Annotated in this window: 16 protein-coding genes; 15 read left to right on the top strand and 1 reads right to left on the bottom strand. The window is 61.2% G+C overall.

Annotated features, from left to right (window positions below):
* Positions 1 to 150: 150 nt before the first annotated feature.
* The 7 genes from ACYZUD_RS06605 to ACYZUD_RS06575 all read left to right on the top strand — a co-directional run bounded on the left by ACYZUD_RS06605 (position 151) and on the right by ACYZUD_RS06575 (position 7,449).
* Complete coding sequence (locus tag ACYZUD_RS06605) at positions 151 to 747, top strand: paraquat-inducible protein A (RefSeq protein WP_462023194.1); 597 nt, start codon at positions 151 to 153, stop codon at positions 745 to 747.
* The gene (locus tag ACYZUD_RS06600) at positions 744 to 1,412 is read left to right on the top strand and encodes a paraquat-inducible protein A (RefSeq protein ID WP_462023193.1); all 669 of its coding nucleotides are present in this window, start codon (positions 744 to 746) and stop codon (positions 1,410 to 1,412) included. The genes ACYZUD_RS06605 and ACYZUD_RS06600 overlap by 4 nt, the downstream gene beginning before the upstream one ends.
* On the top strand, positions 1,393 to 3,048 hold the full coding sequence (locus ACYZUD_RS06595; protein WP_462023192.1) for a PqiB family protein: 1,656 nt from the start codon (positions 1,393 to 1,395) through the stop codon (positions 3,046 to 3,048). The genes ACYZUD_RS06600 and ACYZUD_RS06595 overlap by 20 nt, the downstream gene beginning before the upstream one ends.
* A 17-nt stretch (positions 3,049 to 3,065) precedes the next feature.
* The gene (locus ACYZUD_RS06590; protein WP_462023191.1) at positions 3,066 to 3,626 is read left to right on the top strand and encodes a PqiC family protein; all 561 of its coding nucleotides are present in this window, start codon (positions 3,066 to 3,068) and stop codon (positions 3,624 to 3,626) included.
* A 140-nt stretch (positions 3,627 to 3,766) separates the two neighbouring features.
* Complete coding sequence (locus ACYZUD_RS06585) at positions 3,767 to 4,780, top strand: iron ABC transporter substrate-binding protein (protein WP_462023190.1); 1,014 nt, start codon at positions 3,767 to 3,769, stop codon at positions 4,778 to 4,780.
* A 3-nt stretch (positions 4,781 to 4,783) separates the two neighbouring features.
* On the top strand, positions 4,784 to 6,382 hold the full coding sequence (locus ACYZUD_RS06580) for an ABC transporter permease (RefSeq protein ID WP_462023189.1): 1,599 nt from the start codon (positions 4,784 to 4,786) through the stop codon (positions 6,380 to 6,382).
* Positions 6,379 to 7,449 carry an ABC transporter ATP-binding protein gene (locus tag ACYZUD_RS06575; RefSeq protein ID WP_462023188.1) on the top strand — a complete coding sequence of 357 codons (1,071 nt, stop codon included), beginning with the start codon at positions 6,379 to 6,381 and terminating at the stop codon, positions 7,447 to 7,449. The genes ACYZUD_RS06580 and ACYZUD_RS06575 overlap by 4 nt, the downstream gene beginning before the upstream one ends.
* A gap of 10 nt (positions 7,450 to 7,459) precedes the next feature.
* Here ACYZUD_RS06575 and ACYZUD_RS06570 read toward each other — a convergent pair whose 3' ends face one another.
* Positions 7,460 to 8,398, bottom strand: coding sequence for a site-specific integrase (locus ACYZUD_RS06570; protein WP_462023186.1), 939 nt, complete (start codon positions 8,396 to 8,398; stop codon positions 7,460 to 7,462).
* 355 nt (positions 8,399 to 8,753) lie between these two features.
* Between ACYZUD_RS06570 and arnB the strand changes: the two genes are divergently transcribed.
* From arnB to ACYZUD_RS06530, 8 genes are read left to right on the top strand one after another with little or no spacing between them, the layout of a single operon-like run.
* Positions 8,754 to 9,902, top strand: coding sequence for a UDP-4-amino-4-deoxy-L-arabinose aminotransferase (arnB, locus tag ACYZUD_RS06565; RefSeq protein WP_462023185.1), 1,149 nt, complete (start codon positions 8,754 to 8,756; stop codon positions 9,900 to 9,902).
* Positions 9,899 to 10,918, top strand: coding sequence for an undecaprenyl-phosphate 4-deoxy-4-formamido-L-arabinose transferase (gene arnC, locus ACYZUD_RS06560; RefSeq protein WP_462023184.1), 1,020 nt, complete (start codon positions 9,899 to 9,901; stop codon positions 10,916 to 10,918). Before arnB ends, arnC begins: the two co-directional genes overlap by 4 nt.
* Positions 10,915 to 12,906, top strand: coding sequence for a bifunctional UDP-4-amino-4-deoxy-L-arabinose formyltransferase/UDP-glucuronic acid oxidase ArnA (arnA, locus tag ACYZUD_RS06555; RefSeq protein WP_462023183.1), 1,992 nt, complete (start codon positions 10,915 to 10,917; stop codon positions 12,904 to 12,906). The genes arnC and arnA overlap by 4 nt, the downstream gene beginning before the upstream one ends.
* Positions 12,906 to 13,790, top strand: a complete 885-nt coding sequence (gene arnD, locus ACYZUD_RS06550; RefSeq protein ID WP_462023182.1) for a 4-deoxy-4-formamido-L-arabinose-phosphoundecaprenol deformylase — start codon at positions 12,906 to 12,908, stop codon at positions 13,788 to 13,790. Before arnA ends, arnD begins: the two co-directional genes overlap by 1 nt.
* Positions 13,787 to 15,436, top strand: coding sequence for a lipid IV(A) 4-amino-4-deoxy-L-arabinosyltransferase (gene arnT, locus ACYZUD_RS06545; RefSeq protein ID WP_462023181.1), 1,650 nt, complete (start codon positions 13,787 to 13,789; stop codon positions 15,434 to 15,436). The genes arnD and arnT overlap by 4 nt, the downstream gene beginning before the upstream one ends.
* Entirely contained in the window at positions 15,433 to 15,777 is a 345-nt protein-coding gene (arnE, locus tag ACYZUD_RS06540) for a 4-amino-4-deoxy-L-arabinose-phosphoundecaprenol flippase subunit ArnE (protein WP_462023180.1), read from the top strand. The genes arnT and arnE overlap by 4 nt, the downstream gene beginning before the upstream one ends.
* Positions 15,774 to 16,175 (top strand): 4-amino-4-deoxy-L-arabinose-phosphoundecaprenol flippase subunit ArnF, encoded by a 402-nt coding sequence (gene arnF / locus ACYZUD_RS06535; protein WP_462023179.1) that lies wholly within the window; start codon positions 15,774 to 15,776, stop codon positions 16,173 to 16,175. The genes arnE and arnF overlap by 4 nt, the downstream gene beginning before the upstream one ends.
* Positions 16,172 to 17,548 carry a UDP-glucose dehydrogenase family protein gene (locus tag ACYZUD_RS06530; RefSeq protein WP_462023178.1) on the top strand — a complete coding sequence of 459 codons (1,377 nt, stop codon included), beginning with the start codon at positions 16,172 to 16,174 and terminating at the stop codon, positions 17,546 to 17,548. Before arnF ends, ACYZUD_RS06530 begins: the two co-directional genes overlap by 4 nt.
* Positions 17,549 to 17,758: the final 210 nt, after the last annotated feature.

Below are 17,758 nucleotides of genomic sequence, written 5' to 3'. Positions count from 1 at the left end.
TCACAGAAGATCAAATGTGGGAGCGAGCCTGCTCGCGAAGAACGATGATGCGGTCAATCAGGCAATTGGGCCTTTCGATTTGCTCAATCGCGAGGCACTTCTATATTGAGGGGGTGCTCTGACTTTCCTGTGTCCTGGCGAGTGCGGCCTATGGCTACGACTGACCAACTGATCATCTGCGAGCACTGCGACTGCGTGTATGAAAAAGTCACGCTCGCCAAACATCAAAAAACCCTGTGCACCCGCTGCGGCGGCGTGCTCCAGCGCTATAACGGCCTGACGGTAGAACAGCGGCTGGCATTGAGTTTCACAGCGGCGGTGTTGTGGACGTTCGCCAATTTCTATCCGGTCATGAGCATCAGCCTCAAAGGTCTGAAAAACAGCGCAACACTCTGGGATTCGGTGCTGGCCCTGAGTCACGGGCCGATTACGTTCATTGCCATGGTGGCGGCGATCTCGATGATCATCGCGCCGGTGTTCCAGTTATTACTGCTGATCTGGGTGCTTAGTTTCGCCCTGGTGAACCGGCGCTCACCCGCCTTCAGGTTCTGCATGCGCTGGCTGGAAACCCTCAGGCCCTGGAGCATGCTGGAAGTCTGTCTGCTTGGGGCGATGGTGGCGGTGTTCAAGCTTGCCGGGTTGCTCGATGTGTTGCCCGGCATCGGCCTGTTTGCCCTGGCTGTTCTCAGCCTGATGATGATCCGCATTGCCGGGCGCGATGTCCGTGACCTGTGGGACATCTTATGAAGACGCCACCGGTCGCGAGCGAACTCAACCTGTGCCTGTGTCACAGCTGCGGCCTGGCCTGTGACATGACCCACGAACCTCATGAATGCGAACGCTGCGGCGCACCGTTGCATCGGCGCAAGAGCAACTCGCTGGCCCGGACCTGGGCCTATCTGCTGGCATCGCTGGTGTTTTATGTGCCGGCCAATCTGCTGCCGGTCATGAACACCACGATGCTCGGCTCCGGTTCCGACAGCACCATCATGGCCGGTGTGCTGGAGTTCTGGCAGCACGGTGCCTGGGACATCGCCCTGATCATCTTTATCGCCAGCATCGCGGTGCCGGGGATCAAGTTCGTGGCCTTGACGATGCTGTTGGTCACCGTGCAGCGCGACAGCCTGTGGGCGCGTAAAGAGCGCTCGAAACTCTACCGCTTCGTCGAGCTCATCGGCTATTGGTCGATGCTCGACGTCATCGTGGTTGCCCTGGTGGCCGCGCTGGTCAAGTTCCAGGCGTTGGGCGATATCGAACCGCGCCCTGGCATTCTGTTCTTTGGCCTGGTGGTGGTGTTCACCATGCTGTCGGCGATGAGTTTCGACCCGCGCCTGATCTGGGATAGAACGCGGGATGAAGAGCGCAATAACCCACCAAACGAGGAGGTCACGGATGAAGTCGCAAGCCACTGACGGGCCGCAAGCCCCCGGGCAGGCCCCAGTCAAGACCCGTCGTTTTAGCATTTCGCTGGTATGGATCGTGCCCATCGTCGCTGTGCTCGTGGGGATCTCGCTGGTGGTGCACAGCATCTTGCAGGAAGGGCCGACCATCACCGTCACGTTCAAGACCGGCAGTGGTCTGACGGCCAACAAAACCGAGGTCAAATACCGCAACGTGGTGATCGGGCAAGTCACCGACGTCGAGCTGAGCGATGACCAGAAGAGCGTCAACGCCACCATCAAACTGGCCAAGCAGGCGGAAACCTTCACCCGCGAAGATTCGCAGTTCTGGGTGGTGCGACCCCGTATCGGGGCCGGCGGCGTGTCGGGCATCGATACCCTGCTGTCCGGGGATTACATCGGCGCCGACATCGGCCAGGCCAATGCCCGGGCGAAGAATTTCACTGGCCTGGAAAACCCGCCGCCCATCACGTATGGCGAGCCGGGCAAGCGCTTCACGCTGCATACCCAGGACCTGGGTTCGCTGGACATCGGCTCCCCCGTTTATTACCGCAAGATTCCGGTCGGCCAAGTGGTGGCCTATGCCCTGGATGCCGACGGCAAAGGGGTGAACATCGAAGTGTTCATCCACGCGCCCAATGATGCCTACGTCACCGAAAACACCCGGTTCTGGAACGCCAGCGGGGTCGATGTGAATGTCGGCGCCAACGGCTTTTCGGTGAAGACCGAGTCGCTGTCTTCCATCCTGGTGGGCGGTATCGCCTTCCGCGCGCCGGAATACAGCCCCAACGATAAACCGGCCGGCGAGGAAAAAGCCTTCGACTTGTTCGAAGACCAGCAAACCGCCCTCGCCCCGCCTAACGGCAAGGCGCAATACCTGAGTTTGCGTTTCGATCAAGCCTTGCGCGGCCTCAAGGTCGGTGCGCCGGTGGAATTCCTTGGCATCGAGTTCGGCAGAGTCGTCTCGGTCAATCTTGATTTCGACGCGAAAAAACGCAGTTTCCCGGTCAATGTCGGCATCGTGATTTATCCGCAACGACTCGGCCAGGCACACGAAAAAATGCTCGTGGCCTTGAAGCATGATCCCAATGACGAAGCCGCTGGTATACGGCTGATGGGCACCTTCATCGAAAACGGTCTGCGGGCCCAGGCCCGGAGCGGCAATCTGTTGACCGGCCAGCTGTACATCGCGCTCGACTTCTACCCTAAAGCGGAGAAAGTCGTGTTCGATCCGACTGCCCGTCCCGTCAGTATTCCCACCCTTCCTGGCAGCCTCGAGCAATTGCAGGAAAAACTCGAAGGCATGGTCAACAAAATCAATCAGCTGCCGATCGAGCGCATTGCCGGCAACCTCGACAGCAACCTCGTCGAACTGCGCAAAGGCCTGGCACAGTTCAATGCCAAGACCCTGCCTGGCGTGCAGACCACCCTGGCGGATGTCAGCAAGACCCTGCAATCGGCCAGTTCGACCCTCGCCGAAGACTCCCCGCAACGGGAACAACTGACCCAGACCCTGGACGAACTTGGACGCATGTCGCGCTCCTTGCGTGAACTCTCGGATTACCTGGGACGACATCCGGAATCGCTGATTCGTGGCCGACCCAACAACGCCGCGCCGATGGATCTGCAGGCGCCACCGCGCAACTGACCACAGGAGCAACACCCATGGCTTTTTCGCTGAAGATCACCTTGGTCACGGCGTCGTTACTGCTCGCGGCTTGCCGCAGTGATCCTATTCAGTTCCATACGCTGGTCCCGACCCAACCGGGCGGCAATTCAAGGTCTGCGGTTGCGGACATCCAGATCGAGGCCATCAGCGTGCCGCCTCAGGTCGATCGCCCGCAGATCGTCATCCGCCAGGGCAACAGTGGCCTGGCGATTCTGGAAACCCAATGGTGGGCCGCGAGCCTGGTGGATGAATTGCGCAGTGCCTTGGTGGATCAGATGGTCAACAGCAATCCCCAGCGCAAAGTCTCGTTGCGCCTGGACGTGCAGCGTTTTGATTCCATTCCCGGCCAGTACGGGCTGATTGACGTCAAATGGCGCCTGCGCAACCTCGGCGAAAGCGATAACGCGCTGGTCACTTGCCGCAGCACCTTGCAGACACCTTCAGGGCCGAGCATCGATGATCTGGTGGCGGCACAGCAGAACAACGTCAAACGCCTGGCCGCGTTGATCAGCCAGGCGGCGGGAGGAACACAAAGAACTTGTCCGTCGGCCCAGTGACTTGACGCTTTTTTCTCATTCGACCCATTACATTTACCGCGCCTTAAACCTGCAAATGATTCGTATTGGCCTACAATAATTGACGACCATCCCGGTCGAGTCTGCGCGCACGATTCTAAAAATACAGGAGCTGCCCCAGCATGATTCCGCGTATCCCTTCTTTTCTTAAACATGCAGTGCTGGTGACCGCGCTATTGAGCACTGGCCACGTATACGCAGCCGATGCCGACGGCATCGTGGTCTACAACGCCCAGCACGAAAGCCTGACCAAAGCCTGGATCGAGGGCTTTACCAAGGAAACCGGCATCAAGGTCACCGTACGCAACGGCGACGACACCGAGATGGGCAATCAGATCGTGCAGGAAGGCGCCGCCTCCCCGGCGGACGTGTTCCTGACCGAAAACTCGCCGGCCATGGTGCTGGTCGACAACGCCGGGCTGTTCGCACCGGTGGCGCCGGCCACCCTGGAACAAGTCGACGCGGCTTATCGTCCGGCCCATGGAAAATGGGTGGGGATTGCTGCGCGCTCCACGGTCTTCGTCTACAACCCGGGTAAATTGCCGGAAGCCGAGTTGCCCAAATCGCTGATGGACCTCGCCGACGCGAAATGGAAAGGCCGCTGGGCTGCCTCACCGGCCGGCGCCGACTTCCAGGCCATCGTCGCCGCCGTGCTGGAACTCAAGGGCGAGGCTGCCACCCTTGAGTGGCTGAAGGGCATGAAAAGCAACTTTACCGCGTACCGGGGCAACAGCTCCGTGCTTAAAGCGGTCAATGCCGGGCAGATCGACAGCGGTGTGATTTACCACTATTACCGCTTCGGCGATCAGGCCAAGACCGGCGAAAACAGCAAAAACACCGCGTTGCACTACTTCAAGCACAAGGACCCGGGGGCCTTTGTCAGCATCTCCGGTGGCGGCGTTCTGGCGTCCAGCAAGCACAAGGAACAAGCCCAGGCGTTCCTGAAGTGGGTCACCGGCAAAGACGGCCAGGCCATCCTTAAAACCGGCAACTCGTTTGAATACGCCGTGGGCAAGAACGCTGAATCCAACCCGAAACTGGTGCCTCTGCAACAGCTTGACGCGCCGAAAGTCGACGCCTCGAAACTCGACAGTAAAAAAGCCGTGGAGCTGATGACTCAGGCCGGACTGCTCTAATTGATGCCTGAAACGCTACCGGCGGGTGTCGCTGCGGCGATCCCCCCACCGTTGCGCCGACGATCCCGCGGTCTCTTCGCGGGCCGCGGCGGCGCGTGGGTGATCGGTTTGTCGGTGTTGGTGTCGCTGCTGGCGTTGCTGCCGATCGCCTTCGTCATCGGCGTGTCCTTTCAGACGGGCTGGGCAACCCTGGTGCCACTGGTGTTCCGGCCACGGGTCGGCGAGTTGTTGATCAACACGGTGTTGCTGGTGGTGATCACGATTCCCTTGTGTGTCACGCTCGGCGTGGCGCTGGCCTGGCTGACAGAGCGCACCGACTTGCCGGGACGACGCGGGTGGTCATTGCTCGCCACCGCGCCGCTGGCGGTACCGGCCTTCGTTCACAGCTATGCGTGGGTCAGCCTGGTGCCGCCGATTCATGGATTATCTGCCGGGGTGCTGGTCTCGGTCCTCGCTTATTTCCCATTTCTGTACTTGCCGATTGCGGCCACCCTGCGCCGGCTCGATCCGGCCATTGAAGATGTCGCGGAATCGATGGGGCTCAAGCCCTGGGCGGTATTCTTCCGGGTGGTGCTGCCGCAATTGCGGCTGGCCATCTGCGGCGGTGCCTTATTGGTGGGGCTGCACCTGCTGGCCGAATACGGCCTGTACGCGATGATCCGCTTCGACACCTTTACCACGGCGATCTTCGATCAGTTCAAGTCCACCTTCAATGGGCCCGCCGCCAACATGCTGGCCGGCGTGCTCGCCCTATGTTGCCTGGCAATGCTGACCGTCGAATCGGCCGCCCGTGGCAATGCGCGCTACGCCCGAATCGGCTCGGGAAGTGCCCGCGAGCAGCGGGTCGTGTGCCTGAATACCGGGTCAACCGTGCTCGCGCTGACCTTGCAAATCGTGACCTGCGCACTGGCGCTGGGTGTGCCCTTGATCACCTTGGGCAAGTGGCTGATTGCCGGGGGAACGCACGTCTGGAAACTGACCGAGCTGCTGCCGGCACTCGAGCAGACATTGCTGCTCGGGGCGGCCGGTGCAGTTCTGACCACCTGCGCGGCCATCCCGATTGCCTGGTTGTCGATTCGCTCGCCGGGCCGGCTGCAGCGGGTACTGGAAAGCTGTAACTACATCACCAGCTCGTTGCCGGGGATTGTCGTTGCGTTGGCTTTGGTGACGCTCACGGTCCATTTCGCCCGGCCGATTTACCAGACCACGATTACCGTGCTGCTGGCTTATCTGCTGATGTTTTTGCCCCGGGCCCTGGTGAGTTTGCGAACGGGCATCGCCCAGGCGCCGGTGGAGCTGGAAAACATGGCTCGCAGCCTCGGCCGTTCGCCCGGTCGTGCGCTGTGGCTGATTACCCTGCGGCTGGCCGCGCCCGGTGCTGCCGCTGGCGCGGCGCTGGTGTTTCTGGCGATCACCAATGAGCTGACCGCTACCCTGCTGCTCGCCCCGAACGGCACGCGTACCCTGGCGACCGGCTTCTGGGCCTTGACCAGCGAAATCGATTACGCCGCCGCAGCGCCGTATGCCCTGCTGATGATTCTGCTGTCGCTGCCGTTGACCGGGCTTCTTTACCACCAATCCAAACGTACGGCGGGCCGATGAACGCACTTGAACTGCACTCGATCTGCAAATCCTACGGCGCCCAACGAGCCCTGGAAAATATCAGCCTGTCGGTGCCCACGGGCAGCCGCACGGTCATCGTCGGCCCTTCAGGTTCGGGCAAGAGCACCTTGCTGCGAATGATCGCCGGTTTCGAATTCCCGGACTCCGGTCGCCTTACGCTCAATGGCCAGACGCTAGTCGACGACACTCACGAAGTACCGGCGCACCAGCGCCAGATTGGTTATGTCCCTCAGGACGGCGCCCTGTTTCCGCACATGACCGTGGCCGCCAACATCGGTTTCGGGCTGTCGACCAAGGGCTTAGAAAAAGAACAACGAATCGCGCAACTGATGGACAGCGTTGCCCTGGAGGCGAACATGGCCAATCGTTGGCCCCACGAACTCTCCGGCGGTCAGCAACAGCGTGTGGCCCTGGCGCGAGCGCTGGCGCAACAGCCGCGTTTGATGCTGCTGGATGAGCCATTTTCAGCGCTCGATACAGGCTTGCGCGCCGCCATGCGCAAACTGGTCGCCCGGTTGCTGGCCGACGCGGGCGTCACCACGATCCTGGTCACCCATGACCAGAGCGAGGCGTTGTCGTTTGCCGATCAACTGGCGGTGATGCGCCAGGGCCGACTGGTGCAGTCAGGCCATCCGCTGGACCTTTACCGCTATCCCGACGACAAACAAACCGCCCTGTTTCTCGGCGATGCCGTGGTCATGCCGGCCAGGATCGAGGCCGGTTGGGCCCATTGCGATCTCGGGCGGATACCGGTCAACAACCATCGCAACAACAACTGCGCGCAGATCATGCTGCGGCCCGAGCAATTGCAGCTGATCAGCATCCAGCCCAGCCCGGTAGAGACCGCCGGGTGCCGCGCCGTGGTGACCGAACGGGACTTCAGCGGCAATACCTGCACGTTGACGGTGGAACTGGAATCCGTGGCCTGCGGAGAACAGCCGGGTCGATCATTGATGGTGCGCAGCTCGGGCATGTATGCGCCACCCGCCGGCAGTGCGGTTCACGTCTCGACGATCGGCCATGCCCACGTCCTGAGCGAACCCTGAACCCGGTCCATCAAAGATCGAAACGGTCCACCGCCCGCCGCCGCTCGTTGTCATCGCGCACGTCGTAGTTGGCCGTCGTCTGGATGTTGCTGTGGTGGGCGAGTTTCTGGGCGATCGACAGGTCATGCTCCTCGATCACCCGGGTAATGAACGAACGTCGAAAATCGTGCGGCATGATCTTCACCCCCACCTGCGCGCCACGCTGCCGCGCGATGTAATAGATCGCGTGTTTGGTGATGCGCTCGCGGGTGATGTGGCTGCCGCGACGGATGCGGTTGAACAGGAACGGATCGTCCACTTCGCCGTCCTTGAGCTGCGAACGGCGCAGCTCCAGCCACGCGTCCAGTTTGGCGAACGCCCAGGCTGGTGCGTACTTGACCAACTGTTTGTTGCCCTTGGCAGTCACCCGCAGGCTGCGCTCGGTGAAGTCGACCTGATTGAGGTCCAGGTTCACCGACTCTGACTTGCGCATTCCCGAGCCGTACAAAATCCCGATGATCGCCGCGTCCCGCAGGCCTTGTGGCCGTGGATCGGCCGCACAGACCGCCATCAACTCCTGGATCAGCGTGCGCCGCAGATTGCGCCCCTGGGACAGCCGCGTGCCGGCGATGCCCTTGACCGAGCGCATTTTCAGCAGATGTTCCTGACTGATCAGGCTCATGCGCCAGGCTTCGTTCATGACGCCGCGCACGGCGTTGACGTACAACGAAGAGGTATTGGGCGCGTAACCGTCCGCGCGCAAAGCCGCCACCAGCGCAATCACATCCTCTGGCTGAAGTTCGTGCCAGGGAATCTCCTCGATGTTCATGTCTTCGAAACCAAGGCGGTCGGCGGCGTCCTGCAACACGTAACGCATGGTCAGTTGGCTGGACGGTGCCAGTCGCGCCAGATACACGGTCAGTGGGTTGGTCCTTGAAACACTTGAATCAGCAACAGGTAAGTCAATCAAAACTAAACGGCCTTGAGTGGAAACAGATCATTAAAACAACTAAGGATTGAAACATTCTTCATATAAATCGGAATACTTCTGCAGGACTTTTCTTCTAGAAAACACGATGAACGGCGCCAGTCTGAACAGCGGCTGTATGACTTTCAGATAAACGATTCGCCGGCCGTTTTTTGATGTTCCTTTCACCGAATCGGGCATAACCTTCAATCAACCCGACGAGCCCCAATGGGGGCGTCACGCTGCCGGTCGTGGCCCGGAAAGTCAATTGATGGCTTCCTGTACTGGCAGTCAAACCCTTGAAAACACGCTTCTTTCGGTTATTTCGCTGAAGGATGCCGTACGCCCGGAGTTTCCTATGAGTGAGGCGTTTCTCCCCTTCTCCCGCCCCAGTATCGGTGATGAAGAAATGGCCGCCGTAGAGCAAGTATTGCGCTCCGGCTGGATCACTACCGGGCCGAAAAACCAGCAACTCGAAGAGCACTTCGCCAACTACGTGGGTTGCCGCCATGCCGTGGCATTGTCCTCGGCCACCGGCGGGATGCACATCACATTGCTGGCATTGGGAATTGGTCCGGGGGACGAAGTGATTACCCCGTCCCAGACCTGGGTGTCGACCGCCAACATGATCTGCCTGCTGGGCGCGACGCCGGTGTTCGTCGACGTTGACCGCGACACGCTGATGAGTGACCTCGCGAGCATCGAAGCGGCAATCACGCCCCGCACCAGGGCAATCATTCCCGTGCATTACGCCGGCGCGGCGTTCGATCTCGATCCGCTCTACGCACTGGCCGACCGGCACGGTATCGCCGTTATCGAAGACGCCGCCCACGCGGCGGGCACCTTCTACAAAGGGCGTCACGTCGGAGCCCGAGGCACAGCGATTTTCTCCTTCCACGCCATCAAGAACATGACCTGCGCCGAGGGCGCCATGTTCGTCACTGACGATGAAGCCCTGGCCGTTCGGGTGCGCATGCTCAAGTTTCACGGTTTGGGTGTCGATGCCTACGACCGCCTGACCCACGGCCGCAAACCCCAGGCCGAGGTCATGGCGCCGGGTTTCAAATACAACCTGGCCGACATCAACGCCGCCATCGCGCTGGTGCAACTGGAGCGTCTGGACGAGATCAATGCCAAGCGTACCGCGCTGGCCAGAACTTACCTGCAACGCCTCGAAGGCTCCAAGGTACAACCGCTGGCGATTCCGGCCTATCCGCAACGGCACGCCTGGCACCTGTTCATCCTGCGTATCGACGCCGAGCACTGCGGCCTCGACCGCGAAGCGTTCATGAAGGCCTTGCAGGAGCAGAACATCGGCACTGGCATTCACTTCATCGCCACTCACCTGCACGCGTACTACCGCCAGCGCTTCCCCAACCTCCACCTGCCCAACACCGAGTGGAATTCCGCGCGGCTGTGCTCGATCCCGTTGTTCCCCGACATGACCACCGATGACGTCGATCGTGTCGTCGGCGCCATTGAAAACATTATGGACACTCGCCTGTGAAACCTTATCCGATTCGTTGCGTATCAATCGTCATCCCGGTCTACAACGAGCAAGACAGCCTGCCCGAGTTGCTCAGGCGCACCGAAGCGGCATGCCGGCAGTTGCGCCATGACTACGAAATCGTGCTGGTCGATGACGGCAGTCGCGACAACTCGGCGCAGATCCTCGAAGAAGCGGCCAGTCGCGAGTGCAGCCCGGTGGTGGCGGTCATTCTCAACCGCAATTACGGTCAGCACGCGGCAATCATGGCCGGTTTCGAACAGTGCAAGGGCGATGTCGTCATCACCCTCGACGCCGACCTGCAAAACCCTCCCGAAGAGATCCCGCGACTGGTGGCCCAGGCCGAACTCGGCTATGACGTGGTCGCCACGGTGCGCAACAACCGTCAGGACTCGGCCCTGCGGCGCTGGCCGTCGAAGCTGATCAACCTGGCGGTGCAGCGTTCCACGGGCGTGGCCATGAGCGACTACGGCTGCATGCTGCGTGCTTACCGGCGGTCCATCGTCGACGCCATGCTCGCGTGCCGCGAGCGCAGCACGTTCATCCCGATCCTGGCCAACAGTTTTGCCCGGCACACCACGGAAATTCCGGTGACCCACGCCGAGCGCGAACACGGGGAATCGAAGTACAGCCCGATGCGCCTGGTCAACCTGATGTTCGACTTGATCACCTGCATGACCACCACCCCCTTGCGTCTGCTGAGCATCGTCGGCTTCGGCATGGCGGCGCTCGGCGTGCTGTTCGCCATGGCGCTGATCGTCCTGCGTCTGGTCTTCGGCGCCAGTTGGGCCGGTGACGGGATGTTCGTCTTGTTCGCGGTGCTGTTCGTCTTCACCGGCGGCCAATTCATCGGCATGGGCCTGTTGGGCGAGTACCTGGGCCGGATGTACAGCGACGTTCGCGCCCGCCCGCGGTTCTTTGTCGAAAAGGTCCTGCGTAGCCAACCGGCCTCCCCTGTTCTCGCGCTCACCTTTGACGGTCTCACTTCCACTTCTTCAGATCAGGTTCTCTCATGAGCGCAAAAGCTGTTGTCTTCGCTTATCACGATATTGGCTGTGCCGGCATCGAAACCCTGCTCAATAGCGGTTACGAGATTGCCGCCGTGTTCACCCACGCCAATGATCCGCAGGAAAACGCCTTCTACGCCTCCGTCGCACAACTGTGCGCTCGCAGGGGCGTCCCGGTGCATGCGCCGGAAGACGTCAACCATCCGCTGTGGGTCGAGCGCATCAGCAAACTCAACCCGGATTACCTGTTCTCGTTCTACTACCGCAACCTGCTCAGCGAACCGCTGTTGGCTACCGCCCGTAAAGGCGCGTTCAACCTGCACGGTTCGTTGCTGCCACGCTACCGGGGGCGCGCGCCGGCCAATTGGGTGCTGGTGAACGGCGAAACCGAAACCGGCGTGACCCTGCACCGCATGGTCAAACGTGCCGATGCCGGCGCCATCCTCGCCCAGCATCGGGTGGCGATTGAGCGCAGTGACACGGCGCTGAGCCTGCACGGCAAATTGCGCGTGGCCGCCACCGACCTGCTGCGCGATACCTTGCCGGCGTTGCTTCAGGGCAAGATCAGTGAAGCCCCTCAGGACGAATCCCGGGCCACGGTGTTTGGCCGGCGCACCCCGGCCGACGGCAAACTGCTCTGGAACAGACCGGCCGAAGAACTATTCAACCTGGTCCGCGCCGCTACCCAGCCATACCCGGGCGCTTTCTGCGCCGTGGGCGAGCACAAGCTGATTGTCTGGAGCGCCGAAGTTGCCAAGGGCAATGAAGGACAGGCGCCGGGCCGGGTGATCAGCGTCGATCCGTTGCGCATTGCCTGCGGCGAAGACTCTTTGCTGATCATGTCCGGTCAGCGTAACGACAACGGCTTGTTTCTGAGTGGCCCGCAACTGGCCAGTGAACTGGGACTGGTGGATGGCTCCGTGCTGCGTGGCGCCGAGTCTGGCCGCGCCCCGCGTCGCACACGCGTGCTGATCCTCGGCGTCAACGGTTTTATCGGCAATCATCTGTCCGAACGCCTGCTGCGTGACGACCGATACGAGGTGTATGGCCTCGACATCGGCTCCGACGCCATCGAGCGCTTGCGCAGCCATCCGAATTTCCATTTCGTCGAAGGCGACATCAGCATTCACTCCGAGTGGATCGAGTACCACATCAAGAAGTGCGACGTGATCCTGCCCCTGGTCGCGATTGCCACGCCGATCGAGTACACCCGCAATCCGCTGCGGGTGTTCGAGCTGGACTTCGAAGAGAACCTGAAGCTGGTCCGCTACTGCGTCAAATACAACAAGCGCGTGATCTTCCCGTCGACGTCCGAAGTCTATGGCATGTGCCAGGACGCCCAATTCGATGAAGACACCTCCAGCCTCGTGGTCGGGCCGATCAACAAGCAACGCTGGATCTACTCGATCTCCAAGCAACTGCTCGACCGGGTGATCTGGGCCTACGGCCAGAAAGGCCTGAATTTCACCCTGTTCCGTCCCTTCAACTGGATGGGCCCGCGCCTGGACCGCCTGGATTCGGCGCGCATCGGCAGCTCCCGCGCCATTACGCAGTTGATCCTGAACCTGGTGGAAGGCACACCGATTCGCCTGTTCGATGGCGGTGAGCAGAAACGCTGCTTCACTGACATTGCCGACGGCGTAGAAGCCCTCGCGCGAATCATTGATAACGAGAACGATGCCTGCAATAGCCAGATCATCAACATCGGTAATCCGGACAACGAAGCCAGCATTCGCCAGTTGGGCGAGGAACTGCTGCGTCAGTTCGAGGCGCACCCGTTGCGCGCCAACTTCCCGCCGTTCGCCGGGTTCCGCGATATCGAAAGCAAGGCGTTCTACGGAAACGGTTACCAGGACGTCTCCCACCGCAAACCGAGCATCGCCAACGCCAGGCGCTTGCTGGACTGGACGCCCACCGTGCAGATGAGCGAAACCATCGGCAACACGCTGGATTTCTTCTTGCGCGAGGCCATGTTCGAAATCTCGGATAAACATTAATGCTGGCAGGCCTTCGGATCGATGTCGACACGTACCGAGGCACCCGAGACGGGGTGCCGCGACTGCTGGAAATACTCGAGGAAGCCCAGGTCAGGGCGACGTTTTTCTTCAGTGTCGGGCCGGACAACATGGGGCGTCACGTGTGGCGCCTGATTCGCCCGCAGTTTTTCTGGAAGATGCTGCGCTCCAACGCCGCCGGCCTGTACGGCTGGGACATCCTGCTGGCCGGCACCGCGTGGCCGGGCAAACCCATCGGCCGCGACCTTGGGCACGTGATGCGCCAAACCCTGGCGGCCGGGCATGAAGTCGGCCTGCACGCCTGGGATCACCACGGTTGGCAGGCTCATGCCGGACGCTGGAGCGACGCGCAGCTGATCGAGCAGATCCGCCGGGGCGTGGACAGCCTCAGCGACATCCTCGGGCAAAAAGTCGAGTGCTCGGCGGCCGCCGGGTGGCGCGCAGACGAGCGTGTGATCGAGGCCAAAGAGGGTTTCGGCTTTCGCTACAACAGCGATTGTCGCGGCCAGAGCCTGTTCCGGCCGACATTGACCAAGGGTGGCCTGGGGACGCCGCAGATTCCGGTGGACTTGCCCACCTTCGATGAGGTGGTCGGCGCGAACGTTGCGGCCAAAGACTTCAACGCCTTCATGCTTGATCGGTTTACCCCGGCAAAACTCAACGTCTACACGGTCCATGCCGAAGTGGAAGGGATGCTGATGGCCAGCGACTTCCGTCAATTGCTGGCCGATGCGCGTCAACGTGGTATCCGTTTTCAACCTCTTGGCGACCTGCTGCCCGAGCCCCCCGACACCTTGCCGACCGGCCGAGTGGTGCGCGGCATGCTCGCAGGCCGCGAAGGCTGGCTGGGAGTGCAACAGGCATGAGCAAACGCTGGGCATTGCCGTTACTGCTGGCCATTTTTGCGCTGGCGTATGTGCTGCCGCTGGGCAGTCACGGCTTATGGATTCCTGACGAAACTCGCTACGCCCAAGTCAGCCAGGACATGCTCCTGAGCGGCAACTGGGTATCGCCACACTTCATGAGCCTGCGCTACTTCGAAAAACCGGTGGCCGGTTACTGGATGATCGCCCTCGGCCAGGCGCTGTTTGGCGACAATCTGTTCGGCGTACGCATTGCCTCGGCCGTCAGCACCGGGCTCAGTGTGTTGTTGTGTTACCTGCTCGCCCGCAGGCTCTGGAACGAACTGCGCAAGAGCTTCGCCTGCGCGTTGCTATACATGAGTTTCACGATCGTTGCCGGGCAAGCCGGTTACGCCAACCTCGATCCGCAATTCACCTTCTGGGTCAATCTGAGCCTGGTTGCTTTGTGGTTTGCGCTGGACGGCACCCGTCGTGGGCAGCGTCTGATCGCTTGGGCGGTGCTGGGGCTGGCGTGCGGCATGGGCTTCATGACCAAGGGCTTTCTGGCCTGGCTGCTGCCGGTGCTGATCGCCCTGCCCTGGATGATCTGGCAAAAGCGCTGGCGTGAACTGCTGGTCTACGGCCCGGTGGCGATTGTCGTCGCCATCGCGGTGAGCCTGCCGTGGGTCCTGGCGGTGCACGCGCAGGAGCCCGATTACTGGCGGTTTTTCTTCTGGCACGAACACATACGTCGCTTCGCCGGGGACGACGCGCAGCATGACGCGCCGTGGTGGTTCTATCTGCCGTTGCTGGTGGCGTTCAGTCTGCCGTGGGCGGCGTTGTTGCCGTCGGCGCTGAAACAGGCGTGGGGCACACGACGCCAGGCCAGCATCGCGTTCCTGTTGCTGTGGCTGCTGATGCCGCTGATTTTTTTCAGCCTGAGCAACGGCAAGCTGCCGACCTACATCTTGCCGTGCCTGCTGCCGCTGGCCTTGCTGCTGGGCCACGCACTGGCGGATCGCTTGCGGCTGGAGCAAGGCCGGGTACTGGGCATCAATGGCCTGCTGAATTTGCTGCTGGGCCTGACCATCCTGCTCGTCCTGGTTTACCTGCAATTGAAAAAGCCGCTGTACAACCATGAGCTGCATAACCTGGTGCTGGTGTTCATCGGCCTGATGGGCTGGATCATGGCCAACCTGCTGCAAGCCTTCCGGCCCCTGCAATGCTGGGCGGCACCGGCCATTGGCAGTCTGCTGCTGATCGCGTTGCTGCCGGCCGGACTGCCCAACTCGGTGGTGGCCAACAAGATGCCCGACCAATTCATCCTCGAACATGCCGGGGAACTCGGTCAGAGTGGCCGGTTGTTGAGCAACGATATGGGCGCCGCCGCTGCGCTGGCCTGGCGTGTCAAACGCCCGGACGTGGCGTTGTACAACACGATAGGCGAATTGAAATATGGCCTTGCCTATCCTGACGGGGTCAAGCAGCGAGTCGATCCCGACCAGGTGCAAGAGTGGATGCGCGAAGCCCGCCAGAACGGCTCGGTGGGCGTGGTCATGCGGGTCAAGGGTGACGACGAGCTGCGCGAAATCGAACGGTTGCCCAAGGATGGCAAACGCTATGAGCAAGGCAATCTGGTGATTCTGATCTTTCCTCAGGGGGCGTTATGAGCCTGTTGCTGCTATTGGCCACCTGCCTGCTGACCTGCCTGGGCCAGATCGCCCAGAAGTACGCCGTGGAGAGCTGGCGCGGCAAGGCGTCGGGCTGGGGCGAAAAACTGCGCTCGCCGTGGCTGTGGCTGGCCCTCGCGTCGTTGGGGTTGGGCTTGCTGGTGTGGCTGCTGGTGTTGCAGCGGCTGGAAGTCGGCATCGCCTACCCGATGCTGAGCCTGAATTTCGTGCTGATCACCCTGGTCGCGCGTTTTGTCTTCCACGAAACCATCGACCGTCGACACTGGCTGGGTGTGGCACTGGTGATCGGTGGTGTGGTGCTGCTGGGGCTGCACACATGAACCGGCGTCGCGGCGTCACCTTTGCCCTGGGCAGTGTGCTGCTGGGCAGCGCCGCGCAGTTGGGCATGCGCTGGAGCATGACGCGGCTGCCGTCCCCCGAACACTGGCTCACCGCCAGCGTCGATCTGACAGCCGTCGTCGTGGTGCTGACCGCCATCCTTGCCTACGCCTTCTCGATGCTCAGCTGGCTCGTCGCCCTGCGGGATCTGCCCTTGGGTCGCGCGTATTCGCTGCTGAGCATCAGCTACGCGCTGGTGTATCTGCTGGCCGCCGCCCTGCCGCTGTTCAACGAAGATTTCAGCCTTTCAAAAACCCTCGGGGTGGCCTTGGTCATCCTCGGCGTCATCACCATCAACTCTCGACCTGCTCGCGCGCCCGAGCTCAGGAGTGGCCTATGAAAATCAGTGTATTTGGTAGCGGTTACGTTGGCCTGGTGCAAGCCGCGGTGCTGGCTGAAGTCGGCCATGACGTGGTCTGCATGGACATTGACGAGAAGAAGGTCGAGTTGCTGCAACAAGGCCACGTGAGCATTTTTGAGCCGGGGCTCGCCAGCCTGGTGCGCGAAAGCCTGGACGCCAATCGGCTGCAGTTCACCACCGATGAAAAGTTCGCCGTGCAGCATGGTCAGGTATTGTTCATTGCGGTCGGCACACCGTCCCGGGACGATGGCTCGGCGGACCTGCGTTACGTGCTGTCGGTGGGCGAAGCGGTCGCCCGTCATCGCGAGCAACCGGTGATTCTGGTGGAGAAGTCCACGGTTCCGGTGGGCACCGGCGACACCTTGCGCGCGCACATCGACAAGTGCCTGATCAAGGTCGGTCGGTTGCTGCAGTTCGATATCGTCGCCAACCCGGAGTTTTTGAAAGAAGGCTCCGCCGTGGCCGATTGTCGGCGCCCGGACCGCATTGTCATCGGCTGCGAACGCGATGACGTGCGCGATGTGATGCGCGATCTCTACGCGCCGTTCAACCGCAACCATGACCGGATCATGTTCATGGACCTGCGCAGCGCCGAGCTGACCAAGTACGCCGCCAACTGCATGCTGGCGACCAAAATCAGCTTCATCAACCAGATCGCCGAACTGGCCGAACACCTGGGTGCGGACATCGAGTCGGTGCGCCTGGGCATCGGCGCCGACTCGCGCATCGGCTATCACTTCATCTACCCCGGCTGCGGTTATGGCGGCTCGTGTTTCCCCAAAGACATGCGCGCCCTGATCCACAGTGCCGAAGAAGCGCATTGCTCCAGCGACCTGCTGCAAGCGGTGGAAGCGATCAACCAGCGGCAGAAACACAAATTGTTCGACCGCATCAACGCGTTCTACAGAGGTGATTTGCGCGGCAAGACGTTTGCCCTGTGGGGGCTGGCGTTCAAGCCCAACACCGACGACATGCGCGACGCGCCGAGCAGGGTGTTGCTGGAGTCGCTATGGGCCGCCGGGGCTAACGTCCGTGCGTTCGACCCGGAAGCCATGCAGGAAACCCAGCAGCTGTATCCCGATGAATCGAAGTTGATGCTCATGGGCACCCCGGAATCGGTGTTGGCCGGTGCCGACGCGCTGATCATTTGCACCGAGTGGCAGCAGTTCAAGGCGCCGGATTTCAACCTGATCCAGCAGCGGCTCACTGCGCCGGTGATCTTCGACGGACGAAACCTGTACGACGCCGAGCGCCTGGCTCGCAGCGGATTTTTGTACTTCCCGATGGGCCGTGGCGAGTCGCGCAAGTTGCCGATTCCGCTGCTGCGCTTGCCTGCTGTGTCAGTTGCCTGAAGTCACTCTTTTGTAATAACCGCGACTCGACTTGAAAGTTACTGTTTGCTTGTGGATGCGTAACTCGTTCGCGACTAATACCGGTCTGCCAATCGCAGATCCCGTGGGAGCGAGCCTGCTCGCGAAAGGGAGTGTCAGCCAACATTTATGTCGATTGACGCACCGCTTTCGCGAGCAGGCTCGCTCCCACAGGTTTTGCGTCATATCTAT

Source organism: Pseudomonas sp. XS1P51, from assembly GCF_054897845.1.
This window is presented reverse-complemented; position numbering and strand designations above follow the sequence as displayed.